Origin of the sequence: Stenotrophomonas sp. PS02289, from assembly GCF_029960115.1 — a bacterium.
Lineage (GTDB): Bacteria > Pseudomonadota > Gammaproteobacteria > Xanthomonadales > Xanthomonadaceae > Stenotrophomonas.
In genome coordinates this window covers 1-14,842 of record NZ_JASCOZ010000051.1, presented here as the reverse complement: position 1 = coordinate 14,842, position 14,842 = coordinate 1, and the positions used below count along the sequence as shown (strand labels likewise).

20 protein-coding genes are annotated in these 14,842 nt (G+C 67.1%); 17 read left to right on the top strand and 3 right to left on the bottom strand.

Annotated features, from left to right (window positions below):
- Genes QMX83_RS09370 through QMX83_RS09355 form a run of 4 tightly spaced genes read left to right on the top strand, consistent with a single transcriptional unit; the run spans position 1 to position 2,673 of the window.
- Positions 1-459 carry a hypothetical protein gene (locus QMX83_RS09370; RefSeq protein ID WP_282296357.1) on the top strand — a complete coding sequence of 153 codons (459 nt, stop codon included), beginning with the start codon at positions 1-3 and terminating at the stop codon, positions 457-459.
- Positions 456-1,133 (top strand): phosphoribosylglycinamide formyltransferase, encoded by a 678-nt coding sequence (purN, locus tag QMX83_RS09365; RefSeq protein ID WP_282296356.1) that lies wholly within the window; start codon positions 456-458, stop codon positions 1,131-1,133. The genes QMX83_RS09370 and purN overlap by 4 nt, the downstream gene beginning before the upstream one ends.
- Positions 1,134-1,177: 44 nt before the next feature.
- Positions 1,178-1,987 carry a DUF3108 domain-containing protein gene (locus QMX83_RS09360; protein WP_282296355.1) on the top strand — a complete coding sequence of 270 codons (810 nt, stop codon included), beginning with the start codon at positions 1,178-1,180 and terminating at the stop codon, positions 1,985-1,987.
- 2 nt (positions 1,988-1,989) lie between these two features.
- Positions 1,990-2,673 carry a DUF3108 domain-containing protein gene (locus tag QMX83_RS09355; RefSeq protein WP_282296354.1) on the top strand — a complete coding sequence of 228 codons (684 nt, stop codon included), beginning with the start codon at positions 1,990-1,992 and terminating at the stop codon, positions 2,671-2,673.
- Positions 2,674-2,704: 31 nt separating this feature from the next.
- On the opposite strand, the gene QMX83_RS09350 is transcribed toward QMX83_RS09355, so the two are convergent.
- Genes QMX83_RS09350 through QMX83_RS09340 form a run of 3 tightly spaced genes read right to left on the bottom strand, consistent with a single transcriptional unit; the run spans position 2,705 to position 4,575 of the window.
- On the bottom strand, positions 2,705-3,013 hold the full coding sequence (locus QMX83_RS09350) for an EF-hand domain-containing protein (protein WP_282296353.1): 309 nt from the start codon (positions 3,011-3,013) through the stop codon (positions 2,705-2,707).
- Positions 3,010-4,281: a UDP-N-acetylglucosamine 1-carboxyvinyltransferase gene (gene murA / locus QMX83_RS09345; protein ID WP_282296352.1), complete on the bottom strand. Its 1,272-nt coding sequence runs from the start codon at positions 4,279-4,281 to the stop codon at positions 3,010-3,012. The genes QMX83_RS09350 and murA overlap by 4 nt, the downstream gene beginning before the upstream one ends.
- Positions 4,282-4,341: 60 nt before the next feature.
- Positions 4,342-4,575 (bottom strand): BolA family protein, encoded by a 234-nt coding sequence (locus QMX83_RS09340; protein WP_282296351.1) that lies wholly within the window; start codon positions 4,573-4,575, stop codon positions 4,342-4,344.
- Positions 4,576-4,628: 53 nt separating this feature from the next.
- Between QMX83_RS09340 and QMX83_RS09335 the strand changes: the two genes are divergently transcribed.
- The 13 genes from QMX83_RS09335 (at position 4,629) to ptsP (ending at position 14,743) form a co-directional block, all read left to right on the top strand.
- Positions 4,629-5,630: a KpsF/GutQ family sugar-phosphate isomerase gene (locus QMX83_RS09335; protein WP_282296350.1), complete on the top strand. Its 1,002-nt coding sequence runs from the start codon at positions 4,629-4,631 to the stop codon at positions 5,628-5,630.
- Positions 5,631-5,671: 41 nt separating this feature from the next.
- Positions 5,672-6,220 carry an HAD hydrolase family protein gene (locus QMX83_RS09330; protein WP_282296349.1) on the top strand — a complete coding sequence of 183 codons (549 nt, stop codon included), beginning with the start codon at positions 5,672-5,674 and terminating at the stop codon, positions 6,218-6,220.
- On the top strand, positions 6,217-6,777 hold the full coding sequence (lptC, locus tag QMX83_RS09325) for an LPS export ABC transporter periplasmic protein LptC (protein ID WP_282296348.1): 561 nt from the start codon (positions 6,217-6,219) through the stop codon (positions 6,775-6,777). The genes QMX83_RS09330 and lptC overlap by 4 nt, the downstream gene beginning before the upstream one ends.
- Positions 6,778-6,842: 65 nt before the next feature.
- Entirely contained in the window at positions 6,843-7,397 is a 555-nt protein-coding gene (gene lptA / locus QMX83_RS09320) for a lipopolysaccharide transport periplasmic protein LptA (RefSeq protein ID WP_282296347.1), read from the top strand.
- The gene (gene lptB / locus QMX83_RS09315) at positions 7,397-8,116 is read left to right on the top strand and encodes an LPS export ABC transporter ATP-binding protein (RefSeq protein WP_282296346.1); all 720 of its coding nucleotides are present in this window, start codon (positions 7,397-7,399) and stop codon (positions 8,114-8,116) included. The genes lptA and lptB overlap by 1 nt, the downstream gene beginning before the upstream one ends.
- Positions 8,117-8,158: 42 nt before the next feature.
- Positions 8,159-9,601 carry an RNA polymerase factor sigma-54 gene (locus QMX83_RS09310; RefSeq protein WP_282296345.1) on the top strand — a complete coding sequence of 481 codons (1,443 nt, stop codon included), beginning with the start codon at positions 8,159-8,161 and terminating at the stop codon, positions 9,599-9,601.
- A 55-nt stretch (positions 9,602-9,656) separates the two neighbouring features.
- Positions 9,657-9,974: a ribosome-associated translation inhibitor RaiA gene (raiA, locus tag QMX83_RS09305; protein ID WP_282296344.1), complete on the top strand. Its 318-nt coding sequence runs from the start codon at positions 9,657-9,659 to the stop codon at positions 9,972-9,974.
- Positions 9,975-9,995: 21 nt separating this feature from the next.
- Positions 9,996-10,448, top strand: a complete 453-nt coding sequence (locus QMX83_RS09300) for a PTS sugar transporter subunit IIA (RefSeq protein ID WP_282296343.1) — start codon at positions 9,996-9,998, stop codon at positions 10,446-10,448.
- Positions 10,445-11,395, top strand: a complete 951-nt coding sequence (gene hprK, locus QMX83_RS09295) for an HPr(Ser) kinase/phosphatase (RefSeq protein ID WP_282296342.1) — start codon at positions 10,445-10,447, stop codon at positions 11,393-11,395. Before QMX83_RS09300 ends, hprK begins: the two co-directional genes overlap by 4 nt.
- On the top strand, positions 11,392-12,285 hold the full coding sequence (gene rapZ / locus QMX83_RS09290; RefSeq protein ID WP_282296341.1) for an RNase adapter RapZ: 894 nt from the start codon (positions 11,392-11,394) through the stop codon (positions 12,283-12,285). Before hprK ends, rapZ begins: the two co-directional genes overlap by 4 nt.
- Before the next feature lie 55 nt (positions 12,286-12,340).
- Positions 12,341-12,733 carry a PTS fructose IIA subunit family protein gene (locus QMX83_RS09285; protein WP_125361643.1) on the top strand — a complete coding sequence of 131 codons (393 nt, stop codon included), beginning with the start codon at positions 12,341-12,343 and terminating at the stop codon, positions 12,731-12,733.
- Positions 12,726-12,995 (top strand): HPr family phosphocarrier protein, encoded by a 270-nt coding sequence (locus tag QMX83_RS09280; RefSeq protein ID WP_282296340.1) that lies wholly within the window; start codon positions 12,726-12,728, stop codon positions 12,993-12,995. Before QMX83_RS09285 ends, QMX83_RS09280 begins: the two co-directional genes overlap by 8 nt.
- A gap of 2 nt (positions 12,996-12,997) precedes the next feature.
- Positions 12,998-14,743, top strand: coding sequence for a phosphoenolpyruvate--protein phosphotransferase (gene ptsP / locus QMX83_RS09275; RefSeq protein ID WP_282296339.1), 1,746 nt, complete (start codon positions 12,998-13,000; stop codon positions 14,741-14,743).
- Positions 14,744-14,842: the final 99 nt, after the last annotated feature.

Genomic DNA, 14,842 nt, shown 5'->3' with positions numbered 1-14,842 from the left:
ATGGCCGCTACGCCTCCCCCGCTCAATGGCCCGCGCGGCCCGGTGACGCCGCCGGGCGTCTGGAGCCCCATCCAGATCAACTCGCACCTGCATACGTTGAAGATCCTGTTCTACGTGGCAGGCGGGATCCAACTGGCGATATCGGTCGTGCTGCTGCTGGCAGCGATTGGGGGTTACACCGGCGAAATGAAGAGCAGCAACCCTGCCGCGCAACCGGTTCTGCTGGCGGCTGTATTCGTCACCGCCGCGGTGTTTTACGGGGCATTGTTCGCGCTCAGTTTTTCAACTGCCAGGAACCTGACCCTGCGCTATGGGCACAGACTGTGCCTCGCGGGTGCCGGCGCGGCCTGTTGCATTGGCGCGCTGGGCATTGCGCTCTGCGTCTACGCTCTGATCGTGCTGCTCAAGCCGGAAGTCAAAACCGCCTTCGCGCCGCCGGGGAGCACCGTCGTCGCATGACCGCCCGTATTGCCGTGCTGGCCTCCGGGCGGGGCAGCAACCTGCAGGCCATCGTCGACGCCATTGCCGCCGGCATGCTGGATGCCGAAGTGGTGGCCGTGCTGTCCGACAAGCCCGACGCCTCGGCGCTGCTGAAGGTCGGCCCGGAACGACGCTGGGCGCGTTCACCGAAGGAATTCGCTGATCGTGCCGCGTTCGACGCCGCGCTGGGTGATGCGCTGGCCGGCTTTGCGCCGGACTGGATCGTCTGCGCCGGCTACATGCGCATTCTGGGCGAAGCCTTCGTGCAGCGATTTGCCGGCCGCCTGATCAACATTCATCCTTCGCTGCTGCCAAAGTACAAGGGCCTGCATACGCATGCCCGGGCGCTGGAAGCCGGCGATGCCGAGGCCGGAGCCAGCGTGCACTTCGTGGTGCCGGAACTGGACGCCGGCACCGTGCTGGCCCAGGCGCGGGTACCGGTGGAGGCGGGCGACACCCCCGAAATGCTGGCGCAGCGCGTGCTGGCGGTGGAACACCCGCTGCTGATCGCCAGCCTGCGCTGGCTGGTGGCCGGTCGCGTGGCTGAACGCCACGGTCAGCTCCAGGTGGACGGCCACCCCCTGTTCAGTCCGCTGCGCCTAGATTGCGCCGGAGAACTGAACGCCCAGGTTCAGGCGCACACGCGCTGCTGACCTCGACGCTGGCATCCTCCCCCCTCCTTCGTTTGTGCGCCCGCATGAGAACGTCCTCTTCCAAGGTGCTGTTCAAACCCGTGCTGCTGCTCGGTGCGCTGCTGTGCACCGTGGCCGTGGCTGCCGCACAGGAACCGCCGGCCCTGCCTGCGCCGCCTGCCGAACCGGCCCCGCCGATGTTGCCGGCACTGGCCTGGGAAGCACCGCCGCTGGAACCGTTCACCGCGACCTACCAGGCCCTGTACAAGGGCAAGGAAGCCGGTGACGCGACGATGCGCGTCACCCATACCGGTGGTGCGCAGTGGCGGGTGGACATGCAGGTGGTCGGCCGGCGCGGCTTTGCCAGCGTGCTGGGGCTGAACCTGGAACAGAGCACCGTGTTCGAGAAGCAGGGCGACGTCTACGTGCCGCTCAGCCAGGCCACCGTGCGCAAGGGCCTGTTCCTGGGCAAGAAAGTCACCGGCACCTACAACTGGCAAGCCGGCACCGCGCAGTGGGTGGGCGACCTGAAGAAGGAACGCACCCAACCGATTCCGCTGCAGCCGGGTGACCAGAGCGCGCTGCTGATCAATCTGGCGATCATGCGCGATGCCCGCCCGGGTGCGCAGATGAACTACCGCTACGTCGATGTGGGCCGGGTGCGCCAGCACGACTACCAGGCCGCACCGGACACCGAGAACGTCCAGGTCGGCGAACTGTCCTACAACGCGCTGCGGGTGTTTCGCACCAACGGCGGCAACGATGAAACCATTCTCTGGGTCGCCAACGGGGTTCCCACCCCGGTGCGTATCCTGCAACGCGAAGATGGCGAGGATCGAATCGACCTGCGCCTGATCGAATACCAAGGAGTGTGAGCATGACCGTTCTCAACCGTCCCCTGACCTGGATCGCCGCAGGTGCGCTGGCCCTGACCAGCCTGCCCGCCATGGCGTTGGAGCCGTTCACGGCCGACTACCAGGCCAATTACATGGGCGTGCAGGCTCCGGGCAAGATGACCCTGAGCAAGGTCGACGGCAACAAGTGGCAGTACAGCCTCAACGTCAGCAACCAGCTGGCCACGCTGAGCCAGAACACGGTCTTTGACGAGACCGGCGGCAAGCTGCGCCCGCTGACCAGCAACGACCGCTCGATGCTGCTGGTGAAGAAGCGCAACGTCGATGCCACGTATGACTGGACCAAGAAGCAGGCGACCTGGAAGGGCGACATCAAGCCGGATCGTGCCGGCCCGGTGGCGCTGAAGACCGGCGACATGGATGCGCTGCTGATCAACCTGGCCATCGCCCGCGACTTCGCCGATGGCAAGCCGCTGACCTACCGCATGGTCGACGAGGGGCGGATCAAATCGCTGACCTACAAGACCGTCGGCAAGGAACAGATCACCGTCGCCGGTAAAACCTACGACGCCACCAAGGTGTCGCGCGTGGATGGCAACAAGGAGCAGATTGCGTGGGTGGTGAAGGAGCTGCCGGTACCGGTGCGCCTGCTGCAGCGCGAGGGTGGCAAGGACGCGTTGGACCTGACCATCCGCAATTTCAAATGATGAAAAAAACGCCCGCATCGCGGGCGTTTTTTCATTCCGGCTTGGCATCGCCAAACACCGTCCGGCAATCGACCCGGATCTGCTCGCCACTGCTTCGCCAGTAGAAGGCCTTGCAGTACCGGTTGCCTTCATCGGTGGTCTTCACTCCCACCGCGTAGAACGCCTGCAGCACTTCCGTGCGACTGACCGTGCCATCACCGTTCCAGTCCATGTCCTGCTGTTCCAGGCCCTGGGTGATGGCGATGTCGGCATACCAGGCATAGCCCAGCCAGCCCAGCACCACCAGCACCAGGATCAGCAGCGCCTTGCGGCGGCGGGTGAACTGGCCGCGCAGGATCATGCGGTACGCCGGATGGTGGCACCCAGCGCCGAGAGCTTCTCTTCGATGTTCTCGTAGCCGCGGTCCAGGTGGTAGATGCGGTCGATGGTGGTGTCCCCCTTGGCCATCAGGCCGGCCAGGATCAGCGACGCCGACGCGCGCAGGTCGGTGGCCATCACCGGCGCACCGCTGAGCTGTTCCGAGCCACGCACGATGGCGGTGTGGCCCTCGACCTGGATGTCCGCGCCCAGGCGCAGCAGCTCGTTGACGTGCATGAAGCGGTTTTCGAAGATGGTTTCGTTGATCACGCCCACGCCGTCCGCCACACAGTTGAGCGCCATGAACTGCGCCTGCATGTCGGTCGGGAACGCCGGGTACGGCGCGGTGGTCAGGTTGACCGCGCGCGGGCGCTTGCCCTGCATGTCCAGGGTGATGCTGTCTTCAGTGGTCTCGATGGTCGCACCGGCTTCCACCAGCTTGGCCAGCACGGCGTCCATGGTGTTCGGACGCGCACGGTTGACGGTGACCTTGCCACCGGTCATCGCCGCGGCCACCAGGAAGGTGCCGGTTTCGATGCGGTCGGGCAGCACTTCATGACGACCGCCGTTCAGACGCTCCACGCCTTCGATCACCAGGCGGGTGGTGCCCAGGCCTTCGATCTTCGCGCCCAGTGCGATCAGGCAGTGCGCCAGATCGGTGACTTCCGGCTCCATCGCGCAGTTGTCCAGCACGGTGGTGCCTTCGGCCAGCACGGCGGCCATCAGCACGTTTTCAGTGCCGGTCACGCTGACCATGTCGAAGGTGAAGTGGCCACCCTTCAGACGCTTGGCGTGGGCCTTGATGAAGCCGTTTTCGACGACGATTTCCGCACCCAGGGCCTGCAGGCCCTTGATGTGCTGATCCACCGGGCGCGAGCCGATAGCGCAGCCGCCGGGCAGCGACACTTCGGCCGCGCCATGACGGGCCAGCAGCGGACCCAGCACCAGGATCGAGGCGCGCATGGTCTTGACCAGTTCATACGGCGCGACGTGCTGGTTCACCGAGCGCGGGTCGACCACGATCGCGCTACCGCGCGACAGCGTGCCCTGGTCGATGGTGACCTTGGCCCCCAGTTCGCCCAGCAGCTTCACCGTGGTCACCACGTCGTGCAGGTGCGGCACGTTGGTGATCTCCACCGGCGCATCGGCCAGCAGGGTGGCGCAGAGGATGGGGAGAACGGCGTTCTTGGCGCCGGAAATGTTCACTTCACCGTGCAGCGGCGCGCCGCCGGTCACTACGATCTTGGCCATGGAACCTACAGGAATTAAGGGAAAAAAAGGAACCGGGGTAGAAGCCGACCGTTGGTCGGCTTACCGATTGGCTTCCGCCGGCGTCACCGTCTTCAACGCCAGCGCATGGATCGCCCCGCCCATCAGATCGCCCAGCGTGGCATAGACCATGCGGTGGCGGGCCAGCGGCAGCTTGCCGGCAAAGCCCTCGCAGACCACGGTGGCCTCGAAATGCACGCCGTCATCACCCTGCACGTCGGCGCGGGAGCCCGGCAGGCCGGTTTCGATCAGATTGCGGATGGTCTCGGCGTCCAACGGGCTTTCCTAATAAAATGTGCGCTCATTCTACTCTTACGCGTGGCGCCCGCATGGCTGTATCGCCCCTGCCCCCTCAATCTACCGATCCGTCCGCCCTGGTGGCCAGCGGTCGCCGGGTGTTCGAGATCGAGCGCGACGCCCTGGCCGCGGTCGCTGACCGCCTCGGTGATGCCTTCAGCCAGGCCTGCCAGCTGGTGCTGGCCAGCCGCGGCCGCGTGGTCGCCACGGGCATGGGCAAATCCGGCCATGTGGCCCGCAAGATCGCCGCCACGCTGGCCTCCACCGGCACCCCGGCCTTCTATGTGCACCCGGGTGAGGCCGGCCACGGCGACCTGGGCATGATCACCGAGGACGACGTGGTGCTGGCCCTGTCCTACTCTGGCGAGTCCGACGAGGTGCTGATGCTGCTGCCGGTGCTCAAGCGCCAGGGCAACCGGCTGATCGCCATGACCGGCCGCCCGGGCTCCAATCTGGCCCAGGCCGCCGACGTCCACCTGGACGTGAGCGTGCCGGCCGAGGCCTGCCCGCTGGCGCTGGCCCCGACCTCCAGCACCACCGCCTCGCTGGCCATGGGCGACGCGCTGGCCGTGGCCCTGCTGGACGCGCGCGGCTTCACCGCCGACGACTTCGCCCGCTCGCACCCGGCCGGCAGCCTGGGCCGCCGCCTGCTGCTGCACATCACCGACGTCATGCACAGCGGCGACGAGCTGCCCTGCGTGGGCGAGGACGCCAGCCTGAGCCAGGCCCTGGTGGAAATGAGCCGCAAGCGACTCGGGATGACCGCCGTGGTCGATGCCGACCAGCGTCTGGTCGGCCTGTTCACCGACGGCGACCTGCGCCGCGCCCTGGACAGCGACCTGGATGTCCGCAGCGCACGCATCGTCGACGTGATGACCCGCACGCCGCGCACCATCGGGGCTGACCAGCTGGCCGTGGAAGCGGCCCGGCTGATGGAAACCCACCAGATCAACGGCCTGATCGTGGTCGACCCGGAAGGACGGGCGGTGGGCGCACTGAACATTCATGACCTGTTGCGGGCGCGGGTGGTTTAAACCACAGTGACCGTCCTCCATTCAGCTGATCTGCGCCCCTGATGCCCTATTCCCCGCTGCCCGCTTTCCCGTCCCATCTGCACGCCGCTGCCGGTCGCATCCGGCTGGCCTGCTTCGACGTGGACGGTACGCTCACCGACGGTCGGCTCTACTACGACCGTGACGGCAACGAGAGCAAGGCGTATTACGTGCAGGACGGACTGGGCCTGAAACTGCTGCAGCAGCACGGTATCCACCCCGTGCTGATCACCGCGCGCAACAGTCTGTCCGCGCTCAAGCGCGGGGCTGACCTGGGCATCGACACCCAGATCGCGGTGGGCGACAAGCTGGCCAGCGTGCGCCTGCTGTGCGAACAGCACGGCATCGGCCTGGACCAGGTGGCCTTCATGGGCGATGACCTCCCCGACCTGGCCCCGCTGTGCGCGGTCGGCCTGGCGGTGGCACCCGCCAATGCCCACCCGTGGATCGCCGAGCGTGTGCACTGGCAGACCCGCGCCGACGGCGGCCGCGGGGCCGCGCGTGAGCTGTGCGACGTGCTGCTGGCCGCGCAGGGCCATGTGGATGCGGTGCTGGCGAGGTTCGGCGCATGAACTGGCGCACAGCCATCGGCGGCGTATTGCTGGTTGCGGCCCTGCTCAGCGGCTGGTCGTTGCTGCGTGACCGCAACAAGCCCGCCCCTGCGGTCGGTGACGACGCCAGCAAGGATTACGTGCTGCATGACTTCCAGATCGTCGCGCTGGACGAACAGGGCAAGGAATCCACCACCCTGCGCGCTCCGCTGCTGGAGCGCAGCCGTGCCGATGAAACGATGGTCATCGCCACGCCGCTGTTCCTGCTGCCTGACAGCGAGGGCAACCACTGGGAGCTGCGCAGCGACAAGGGCTGGGTCAGCGCCAAGGGCGACCAGCTCAAGCTGACCGGCAACGTCAGCGGTGACAGTCCCAAGGTCCCCACCGTCCCGCCGACCACCTTCCGCACCGACCATCTGGACGTGTTCCCGAACGACAACAAGGCCAGCACCGATGCGCTGGTCACCCTGACCCGGCCGGGCATGACCCAGTCCGGTGTCGGCTTTGAACTGAACTCCAGCGACAAGACCTACCACTTCCGGAGCCAGGTCAAGAGCCGTTACACGCCCCGTCAGTGATGCGCCCCGACAATCCACGGACGGCTACGGCCGCTTCCAAGAATCCGGCAGGAAAGCCCCCCGTCATGAAGATCCTCTACGCCGCTGCATTTGCCCTGTGCCTGCTGGTCCCCGGCTTCTCCGCCCAGGCGCGGACCGATGACCGCAACAAGGAAATGAACATCGAGTCCGGTGCCCAGTCCGGCTCGTTCCTTGGCGATGGCGTCATCACGCTGTCCAACAACGTGATCATCACCCAGGGCACGCTGGAAATCCGTGCGGCCCAGGCCGACATCCACATGAAGGACGGTGAGGCCGTGCGCGCCGTGTTCTCCGGCAAGCAGGCCACGATGAAGCAGCAGCTGGACGACGGCAGCTGGATGAATGCCCGCGCCGACAAGATCGACTACGACATCAAGGGCGAAGTGATCGTGCTGACCGGCAATTACCGGGTCGAGAGCGCGCAGGGCATCAACAGCGGCCAGAAGATGACCTACAACACCCGCAGCGGCGAGATGAACAGCGGCGGCGACGGTGGTCGCGTCCGTACCGTGATTCCGCCCAAGAACAAGGGTGCCGCCCCGGCCGCCGCGCCGGCACCCACCAAGACCACCGTGCCCACTGCCGGGAGCAAGAAGTAATGCTGGTCGCCAAAGGTCTGCGCAAAAAATACAAGCAGCGCGAAGTCGTCAAGGAATTCGGGCTCACCCTCGATGCGGGCGAAGTGGTGGGCCTGCTCGGCCCCAACGGTGCCGGCAAGACCACCTGCTTCTACATGATCGTCGGGCTGGTCGAAGCCGATGCCGGCAGCATCGTGCTGGATGGCAAGGACATCACCGCCGACCCGATGTATACCCGCGCCAAGCAGGGCGTGGGCTACCTGCCGCAGGAACCGTCGGTGTTCCGCAAGCTGACCGTGGCCGACAACATCCGCCTGGTGCTGGAGCTGCGCGAGGACCTGGACGCGGCCGGTCGCGAGAAGGAGCTGAATTCGCTGCTGGACGAGCTGCAGATCGGCCATGTGGCTGAACAGCTGGGGGCCAGCCTGTCCGGCGGCGAGCGCCGCCGCTGTGAAATCGCGCGCGCGCTGGCGGCGCAGCCGCGGCTGATCCTGCTCGACGAACCCTTTGCCGGTGTCGACCCGATCTCGGTCGGCGAGATCCAGCGCATCGTCACCCACCTCAAGCAGCGCGGCATCGGTGTGCTGATCACCGACCACAATGTCCGCGAAACCTTGGGAATCTGCGACCGCGCGTATATCCTCAACGAAGGCAGCGTACTGGCGCAGGGGGCACCAGACGCAATCCTGGACAACGCCGACGTCCGTCGCGTCTACCTTGGAGACACCTTCAAGCTCTGACCGGCCGGCCGCTACGGCGCCCTCCCCCCGTTGGGCACAGGCATGAAAGCACGGCTGCAGACATCGTTGGGACAGCAACTGGTCATGACGCCGCAGCTGCGTCAGGCCATCAAGCTGCTGCAGATGTCCACCACCGAGCTGGAGCTGGAAATTGCCGAGGCGGTGGAGACCAACCCGCTGCTGGAGTGGGCGGAGAACGATCAACCCAGCCTCGACGCCGCCCCCGGCGCGGACGAACGTCCCAGCGAGGGCAGCGACGGCCCCGATGATTCCGGCGAGCGCAGCGCCGCCGGCGACGACGACTGGGCCCCGGGTGAGGCCGACTGGAGCAGCGGCGGCAGCGGCGGCTCGTTCGATGACGATGAGAACGGCAGCGCCGCCGAGCGCGTGGCCGAAACCGAAACCCTGGCCGACCACCTGCTGTGGCAGCTGCACCTGTCGCACCTCTCTGCCCGCGACCGCACCATTGGCGCGGCGCTGATCGACGCACTGGAGGAGGACGGCTACCTGCGCGAGCCGTTGTCCGCCATTGCCGAGACCCTGCTGCCGGGCATGCGTGCCGACGACGCCGAGATCCTCACCGTGCTGCACCAGATCCAGCGCTTCGACCCGATCGGGGTCGGGGCGCGCAGCCTGGGCGAATGCCTGCAGCTGCAGCTGGACGTGCTGGACCCGCAGACCCCCGGCCTGGCGCTGGCCCGGCGCATCGCCGATGGCCCGCTGGAGCGCCTGCCGCGCAGCGGCGTGGACGGACTGGCCCATGAGCTGAAGGTCCCGGCGGCAGAAGTGGACATCGCCGTCCAGTTGCTGCGCTCGCTGGACCCGCGCCCCGGCACCCAGATCGGCGATCTGGCCCACGACAGCTACGTGGTTCCCGACTGCGTGGTCTGGCGGCAGGGCGGCGTCTGGCGCGCCGCGCTGGCCGGACACGCCGGCCCCCGCGTGGTGATCCACCGCGGCTACGAACAGATGATCCGCCGCTGCGGCGAAAGCGACGCGGGCTACCTGCGCGCCCACCTGCAGGAGGCACGCTGGCTGCTGAAGGGCCTGGAGGCGCGCGGCGAGACCCTGCTGCGGGTGATGCGCTGCCTGCTGCAGCAGCAGTCGGCCTTCCTGGAGTTCGGCGAGCAGGCCCTGCGCCCGCTCACCCTGCGCGAGGTGGCCGGCGAGCTGGGCCTGCACGAATCGACCATTTCCCGCGCGATTGCCCGCAAATACGTGCGCACCCCGCGCGGCACCCTGGCGCTGCGCAGCTTCTTCGCCTCGGGGATCGATACCGACAGCGGCGGGGAGGCCTCCAGCACCGCGATCCAGGCCATGATCCGCCGCCTGATCGACGACGAGAACCCGCGCAAGCCGCTTTCTGACGCCAAGCTGGCTGACCTGCTAAAAACCTCGGGAATACCGGTAGCGCGACGCACCGTGGCGAAGTATCGTGAGGCCATGAACATTTCCGCCTCGCACGAAAGAGTACGTATCGCCTGACGCTCCCAGCGCCCGGCGGGAAGGTTCATTGGCAAATCCGAAAAGGAGACAACCGATGCAAATCGAAACGTATGGCAAAGACGTGGAAGTGACCCCGGCCCTGCAGAACTACGTGGAAGAAAAGCTCAGCCGGATCGGGAAGCACTTCGACCGACACTGCGAAATCAAGGTCACCCTGGCGCTGCGCAAGAACGAACACCACGTTGACGCCAGTGCCAACATCCCGGGGCAGACCCTGCACGCGGAAGCCGGTGGTCAGACGATGTATGCCGCGATCGATGTGCTCGCCGACAAGCTTGATCGCCTGGTCATCAAGCACAAGGAAAAGAAACACCAGCACGCCCCCGTGCCGGTGAGCGACAATGGCGACTGACGCCACCATGTTCTCCCCAACATGCCCCTGACTGACCTACTGGCGGCCGTGCGCACCCAGGTGCTGCCGGCCGCCGACCGCGACAGCGTGCTGAAGGCCGCCGCCCGGCTGCTGGCCTGCCGCGAAGCCAATGCCGAGCTGATCTACCAGAACCTGTGCCAGCGCGAACAGCTGGGCAGCACCGCCATCGGCCATGGCATCGCCATCCCGCATGGCCGCGCCCCGCTGCTGGAACGCCCCCGTGGGGCCCTGCTGCGGCTGGAAAGCCCCGTGGATTTCGGCGGCGACGAACCCGTGGACCTGGTGTTCGCCATCGCCGTCCCGGCCCACTACACCCATCAACACCTGATGCTGCTGTCCGAGCTGGCCGAGCTGTTCTCCGAGCCCTCGGTCCGCCAGGCCCTGCGCGACGCGCACGACGGTCCGGCCTTGCGTCAGGTTCTCGAGTTATCCCCTCCGGCGAGCGCCGCATGAATACCAGCATCACCGCACGTGAGCTGTTTGAACAACAGCGCGACCGCCTTGGGCTGCGCTGGGTAGCCGGCCAGGCCGGCGAGCGCCGCGAACTGGAAGCCGGCAACACCGTGTCGCGACGCCCGTCGCTGGCCGGTTACCTCAACGCGATCTACCCCAACAAGGTGCAGATCCTGGGGACCGAAGAACTGTCCTGGCTGGACTCCCTGGACTCGCGCCAGCGCTGGGAGACCATCGAACGGATCATGCAGTCGCACCCGCTGGCGCTGGTGATCACCCGCAACCAGCCCTGCCCGGAAGACCTACGCGCGGCGGCGGATGAATCCCACACCCCGCTGTGGATCTCGCCCAAGCGCGGGCACGAACTGCTCAACCACCTGTCCTACCACCTGGCCCGCACCCTGGCCCCGCGGGTGATCCTGCATGGCGTATTCATGGAGATCTACTCCATTGGCGTGCTGATCACCGGCGAAGCCGGCTCGGGCAAGAGCGAGCTGGCGCTGGAGCTGCTCAGCCGCGGCCACCGGCTGGTGGCGGACGACGCCCCCGAATTCACCCAGATCGCGCCGGACGTGCTCGACGGCACCTGCCCGGAACTGCTGCAGGACCTGCTGGAGGTGCGCGGCCTGGGCGTGCTCAACGTGCGCGAGATGTTCGGTGACACGGCGGTAAAGAAGAACAAGTACCTTCGGCTCATCGTGCACCTGACCAAGCCCATGACCGAACCGACCCCCCACGGCTATGAGCGCCTGACCGGCGACTCCGGCACCCGCCACGTGCTCGACCTGGACGTTCCGCTGATCACCCTGCCGGTGATGCCGGGTCGCAACCTGTCGGTGCTGACCGAGGCGGCCACCCGGCTGCACATTCTGCGTACCAAGGGCATTGACCCCGCGGCGATGTTCATCGCCCGGCACAGCAACCTGCTGGAACGTCGCACGCCATGAGTACCGTCGCCCCCCCGGAAAACGCCGCCGCAACGCTGATCATCGTCAGCGGCCTGTCCGGCTCAGGCAAGACCGTTGCGCTGAAGACGTTCGAAGACCTGGACTATTACTGTTCGGACAACCTGCCGATTCTGCTGCTGCCGGACTTCGTGCGCAGCCTGATCGGCCGGCACGATGGCTCGGCCCCGCGGCGCATGGCGGTGGGCATCGATGTGCGGGGGCAGACCGACCTGAGCCAGCTCTCGCACTGGCGTGAAGACGCACAGGCCGCCGGCCTGGATGCGCAGCTGCTGTTCTTCGATGCCACCGACGAAACGCTGCTCAAGCGCTATGCCGACACCCGCCGTCGGCATCCGCTGAGCCAGCTCGGCCTGTCGCTGCCCGAGGCCATTGCCCGCGAGCGTGAACTGACCGCCCCGCTGCGCCGGGCCGCCGACGCGGTGATCGACACCACCGGCATGAACGTGCACCAGCTGCGCCGCAAGGTGGTCACCGAGTTCGCGCTGAGCCATGGCAACAAGCTGTCGCTGCTGTTCGAGTCGTTCGCCTACAAGCGCGGCGTCCCGGCCGAGGCCGACTTCGTGTTCGACGCCCGGGTGCTACCCAACCCGCACTGGGACCCGGAACTGCGCCCGATGTCCGGCCGCGAGGCCCCGGTCCGCGACTACCTGGAAGCGCAGCCGGACGTGCAGCGCTACACCGCCCAGCTCACCGACTTCCTGGACACCTGGCTGCCGCGCCTGGGCAACGACACCCGCAGCTACGTGACTGTCGCTTTTGGCTGCACCGGCGGCAAACACCGCTCGGTGTACCTGGCCGAGCGCATGGCGCGGCATGCCCGCGAGCAGGGCTGGCCGGAGGTTGCCACCTTCCATCGTGAATTGGATTAGACAATCCCGCGTTGCCCCCTAGTCCCAATTCATCTTGACCTGCTAACGTGCGGTAATGACCTGTGGCATTCTCCTTGTAACGCATCCCGGAGTGGGCGCTTCCCTGCTGGAAGTGGCCACCCGGCTGCTGCGGCACCTGCCGCTGAAAACCGAAGCATTTGAAGTACCGTTCGACGCAGACATGGACGCCCTGCTACCGCTCGCCTCGGCCGCCTTGCGCCGGGTCGACAGTGGTGAAGGCGTGCTGATCCTGACCGACCTGTATGGCGCCAGCCCGAGCAATCTGGCAGCGCAGCTGGCCCGCCTGGGCACCCCGGCTCGCCGGGTCTCGGCGCTGAGCCTGCCGATGTTGTTGCGAGTGATGAATTATCCGGAACAGGGACTGGATCAACTGCCCGCCACTGCGGCGGCGGGCACTCGCAATGGAGCGATTGTCGACGATGCTTGAACGTGAACTCACCGTATCCAACCGCCTGGGGCTGCACGCCCGGGCCACTGCCAAGCTGGTGCAGGAGCTGGCTCCGTTCCGCTGCAACGTGACCATGACGGCACGCGGCCGCGAGATCAACGCCAAGAGCATCATGGGCGTGATGCTGCTGGCCGCCGGCCAGGGCACCCCCGTTACCGTGCGCATCGACGGCGAGGATGAAGCCGCCGCGATGGACGCGGTGGTGGCCTTGTTCGAGCGGCGCTTCGACGAGGACAACTGAGCATGCCCGGGCAGCCGTCGCGGACCGCTTCCGGCGCGCTGCTGCTGACCGGTCATGGGGCCGCTCGCGGCCACGCCCTGGGGCGGGCCCGGGTACGTCTGCCGCATGTGCTGGACGTAGCCGAACAGCGAATTCCCGCCGCGCTGGTGGACGCCGAACTGGTGCGCCTGCACGAGGCCGTGGACGCGGCGCGGGTGGAAATGCATGAGCTGCGCCAGCGCCTGAAAGGGGCGCTGGACAAAGAAATGGGCGAGATCCTCGATCTGCACGCCCTGCTGCTGGACGATCCGGAACTGCTGTTCGGGCTCGATGAGTTGATCCGCAGTGGCCCCTACAGCGCCGGCTACGCCCTGCGCGTGCAGCGCGACCGCCTGGCCAAGGTCTTCGATGGCATGGACGATGCCTATCTGAAGAGCCGCATGGACGACCTCGACCATGTCATCGGCCGCATCCACGCCTTCCTGCACAAGCGCCCTGCGGATGTGAAGGGGCTGGCCGGCGAGATCCTGGTCTGCGACACCATCGCGCCTTCCGAACTGGCCCAGTTGCAGGCGCACGGCGTGGTCGGCATCGTCAGTGTGGGCGGCAGCGCGCTGTCGCACAGCGCGATCCTCGCGCGCAGCCTGCACCTGCCGCTGATCGTCAACACCCCCGGCGCGCTGCAGAAGATCAACGATGGCGACGTGCTGGTCATCGATGGCAGCAACGGAACCGTCACCGTCAATCCGCTGGCCGACGACCTGCGTGACTATCGCGCCCGGTTGCGCGAGCAGGCCCGCGAGCAGCGCGAGCTGGGCCGGCTGCGGGCCAAGCCCAGTCGCACCCTGGACAAGGTCGACATCGCCCTGCTGGCCAATGCCGAGTCGCTGGAAGACGTCACCGAGGCGCACGCGCTGGGTGCGCACGGCCTGGGCCTGTACCGCACCGAATTCCTGTTCCTGCAGCGCGATGAGCTGCCGGACGAGCAGGAGCAGTTCGAGACCTACCGCGACGCCGCGCTTGGCATGAACGGTCGACCGGTGACCATTCGCACCCTGGACCTGGGCGCGGACAAGGCTGACCGCACCGGCCTGACCCTGAGCAACGAGGACAACCCGGCGCTGGGCCTGCGCGGCGTGCGCCTGTCACTGGCGCGGCCCAAGGTCGCCGATACCCAGCTGCGCGCGATCCTGCGTGCGTCGGCCTACGGCAAGCTGCGCATCCTGCTGCCCATGGTCAGCACCCGCGAGGAAGTGCTGGCCGTGCGCCGCCGCCTGCAGAAGCAGACCCAGCTGCTGCGCGCGGAAGGCCACGAGGTGGCCGAGCACATTCCGTTCGGCGCGATGATCGAAGTACCGGCCGCCGCGATCGCGCTGGAGAGCTTCATCGACCTCGTCGATTTCCTGTCGGTCGGCACCAACGACCTGGTGCAGTACCTGCTCGCCGCCGATCGCAACAATGAAGCGGTGGGTGAGCTGTACTCCCCGCTGCACCCGGCTGTGCTGCGGCTGATCGCCCACATCCTGCGCACCGGCCAGGAGCACGACACCCCGGTGGCGGTCTGCGGCGAGATCGCCGGCGACCCGCGCATGACCCGGCTGCTGCTGGCACTGGGCTTGAAGGAGTTCAGCCTGCATCCCGGCACCTTGCTGGAAGTGCGCCGGGTAATCCGCGACAGCGACTGGGCACAGTTGCAGGCCGCCGCACCGAAACTGCTGGCCGCGCGCGACAGACGCGGTATCGAACGCTGGATTGAAAACCTCGCGTGACGGCAGGATCGAGCGCTGCATTGAAAACCGTACGAGACGCATCGCTTTGGTAGCGCCGGCCGTTGGCCGGCCCAGGCGATGCGTGGGCCGGCCAACGGC

Excerpts from the sequence above, each read along its gene's own strand:
- QMX83_RS09370 (WP_282296357.1), top strand. The coding sequence starts at position 1 with ATGGCCGCTACGCCTCCCCCGCTCAATGGCCCGCGCGGCCCGGTGACG.
- purN (WP_282296356.1), top strand. The coding sequence starts at position 456 with ATGACCGCCCGTATTGCCGTGCTGGCCTCCGGGCGGGGCAGCAACCTG.
- QMX83_RS09360 (WP_282296355.1), top strand. The coding sequence starts at position 1,178 with ATGAGAACGTCCTCTTCCAAGGTGCTGTTCAAACCCGTGCTGCTGCTC.
- QMX83_RS09355 (WP_282296354.1), top strand. The coding sequence starts at position 1,990 with ATGACCGTTCTCAACCGTCCCCTGACCTGGATCGCCGCAGGTGCGCTG.
- QMX83_RS09350 (WP_282296353.1), bottom strand. The coding sequence starts at position 3,013 with ATGATCCTGCGCGGCCAGTTCACCCGCCGCCGCAAGGCGCTGCTGATC.
- murA (WP_282296352.1), bottom strand. The coding sequence starts at position 4,281 with ATGGCCAAGATCGTAGTGACCGGCGGCGCGCCGCTGCACGGTGAAGTG.
- QMX83_RS09335 (WP_282296350.1), top strand. The coding sequence starts at position 4,629 with ATGGCTGTATCGCCCCTGCCCCCTCAATCTACCGATCCGTCCGCCCTG.
- QMX83_RS09330 (WP_282296349.1), top strand. The coding sequence starts at position 5,672 with ATGCCCTATTCCCCGCTGCCCGCTTTCCCGTCCCATCTGCACGCCGCT.
- lptC (WP_282296348.1), top strand. The coding sequence starts at position 6,217 with ATGAACTGGCGCACAGCCATCGGCGGCGTATTGCTGGTTGCGGCCCTG.
- lptA (WP_282296347.1), top strand. The coding sequence starts at position 6,843 with ATGAAGATCCTCTACGCCGCTGCATTTGCCCTGTGCCTGCTGGTCCCC.
- lptB (WP_282296346.1), top strand. The coding sequence starts at position 7,397 with ATGCTGGTCGCCAAAGGTCTGCGCAAAAAATACAAGCAGCGCGAAGTC.
- QMX83_RS09310 (WP_282296345.1), top strand. The coding sequence starts at position 8,159 with ATGAAAGCACGGCTGCAGACATCGTTGGGACAGCAACTGGTCATGACG.
- raiA (WP_282296344.1), top strand. The coding sequence starts at position 9,657 with ATGCAAATCGAAACGTATGGCAAAGACGTGGAAGTGACCCCGGCCCTG.
- QMX83_RS09300 (WP_282296343.1), top strand. The coding sequence starts at position 9,996 with ATGCCCCTGACTGACCTACTGGCGGCCGTGCGCACCCAGGTGCTGCCG.
- hprK (WP_282296342.1), top strand. The coding sequence starts at position 10,445 with ATGAATACCAGCATCACCGCACGTGAGCTGTTTGAACAACAGCGCGAC.
- rapZ (WP_282296341.1), top strand. The coding sequence starts at position 11,392 with ATGAGTACCGTCGCCCCCCCGGAAAACGCCGCCGCAACGCTGATCATC.
- QMX83_RS09285 (WP_125361643.1), top strand. The coding sequence starts at position 12,341 with ATGACCTGTGGCATTCTCCTTGTAACGCATCCCGGAGTGGGCGCTTCC.
- QMX83_RS09280 (WP_282296340.1), top strand. The coding sequence starts at position 12,726 with ATGCTTGAACGTGAACTCACCGTATCCAACCGCCTGGGGCTGCACGCC.
- ptsP (WP_282296339.1), top strand. The coding sequence starts at position 12,998 with ATGCCCGGGCAGCCGTCGCGGACCGCTTCCGGCGCGCTGCTGCTGACC.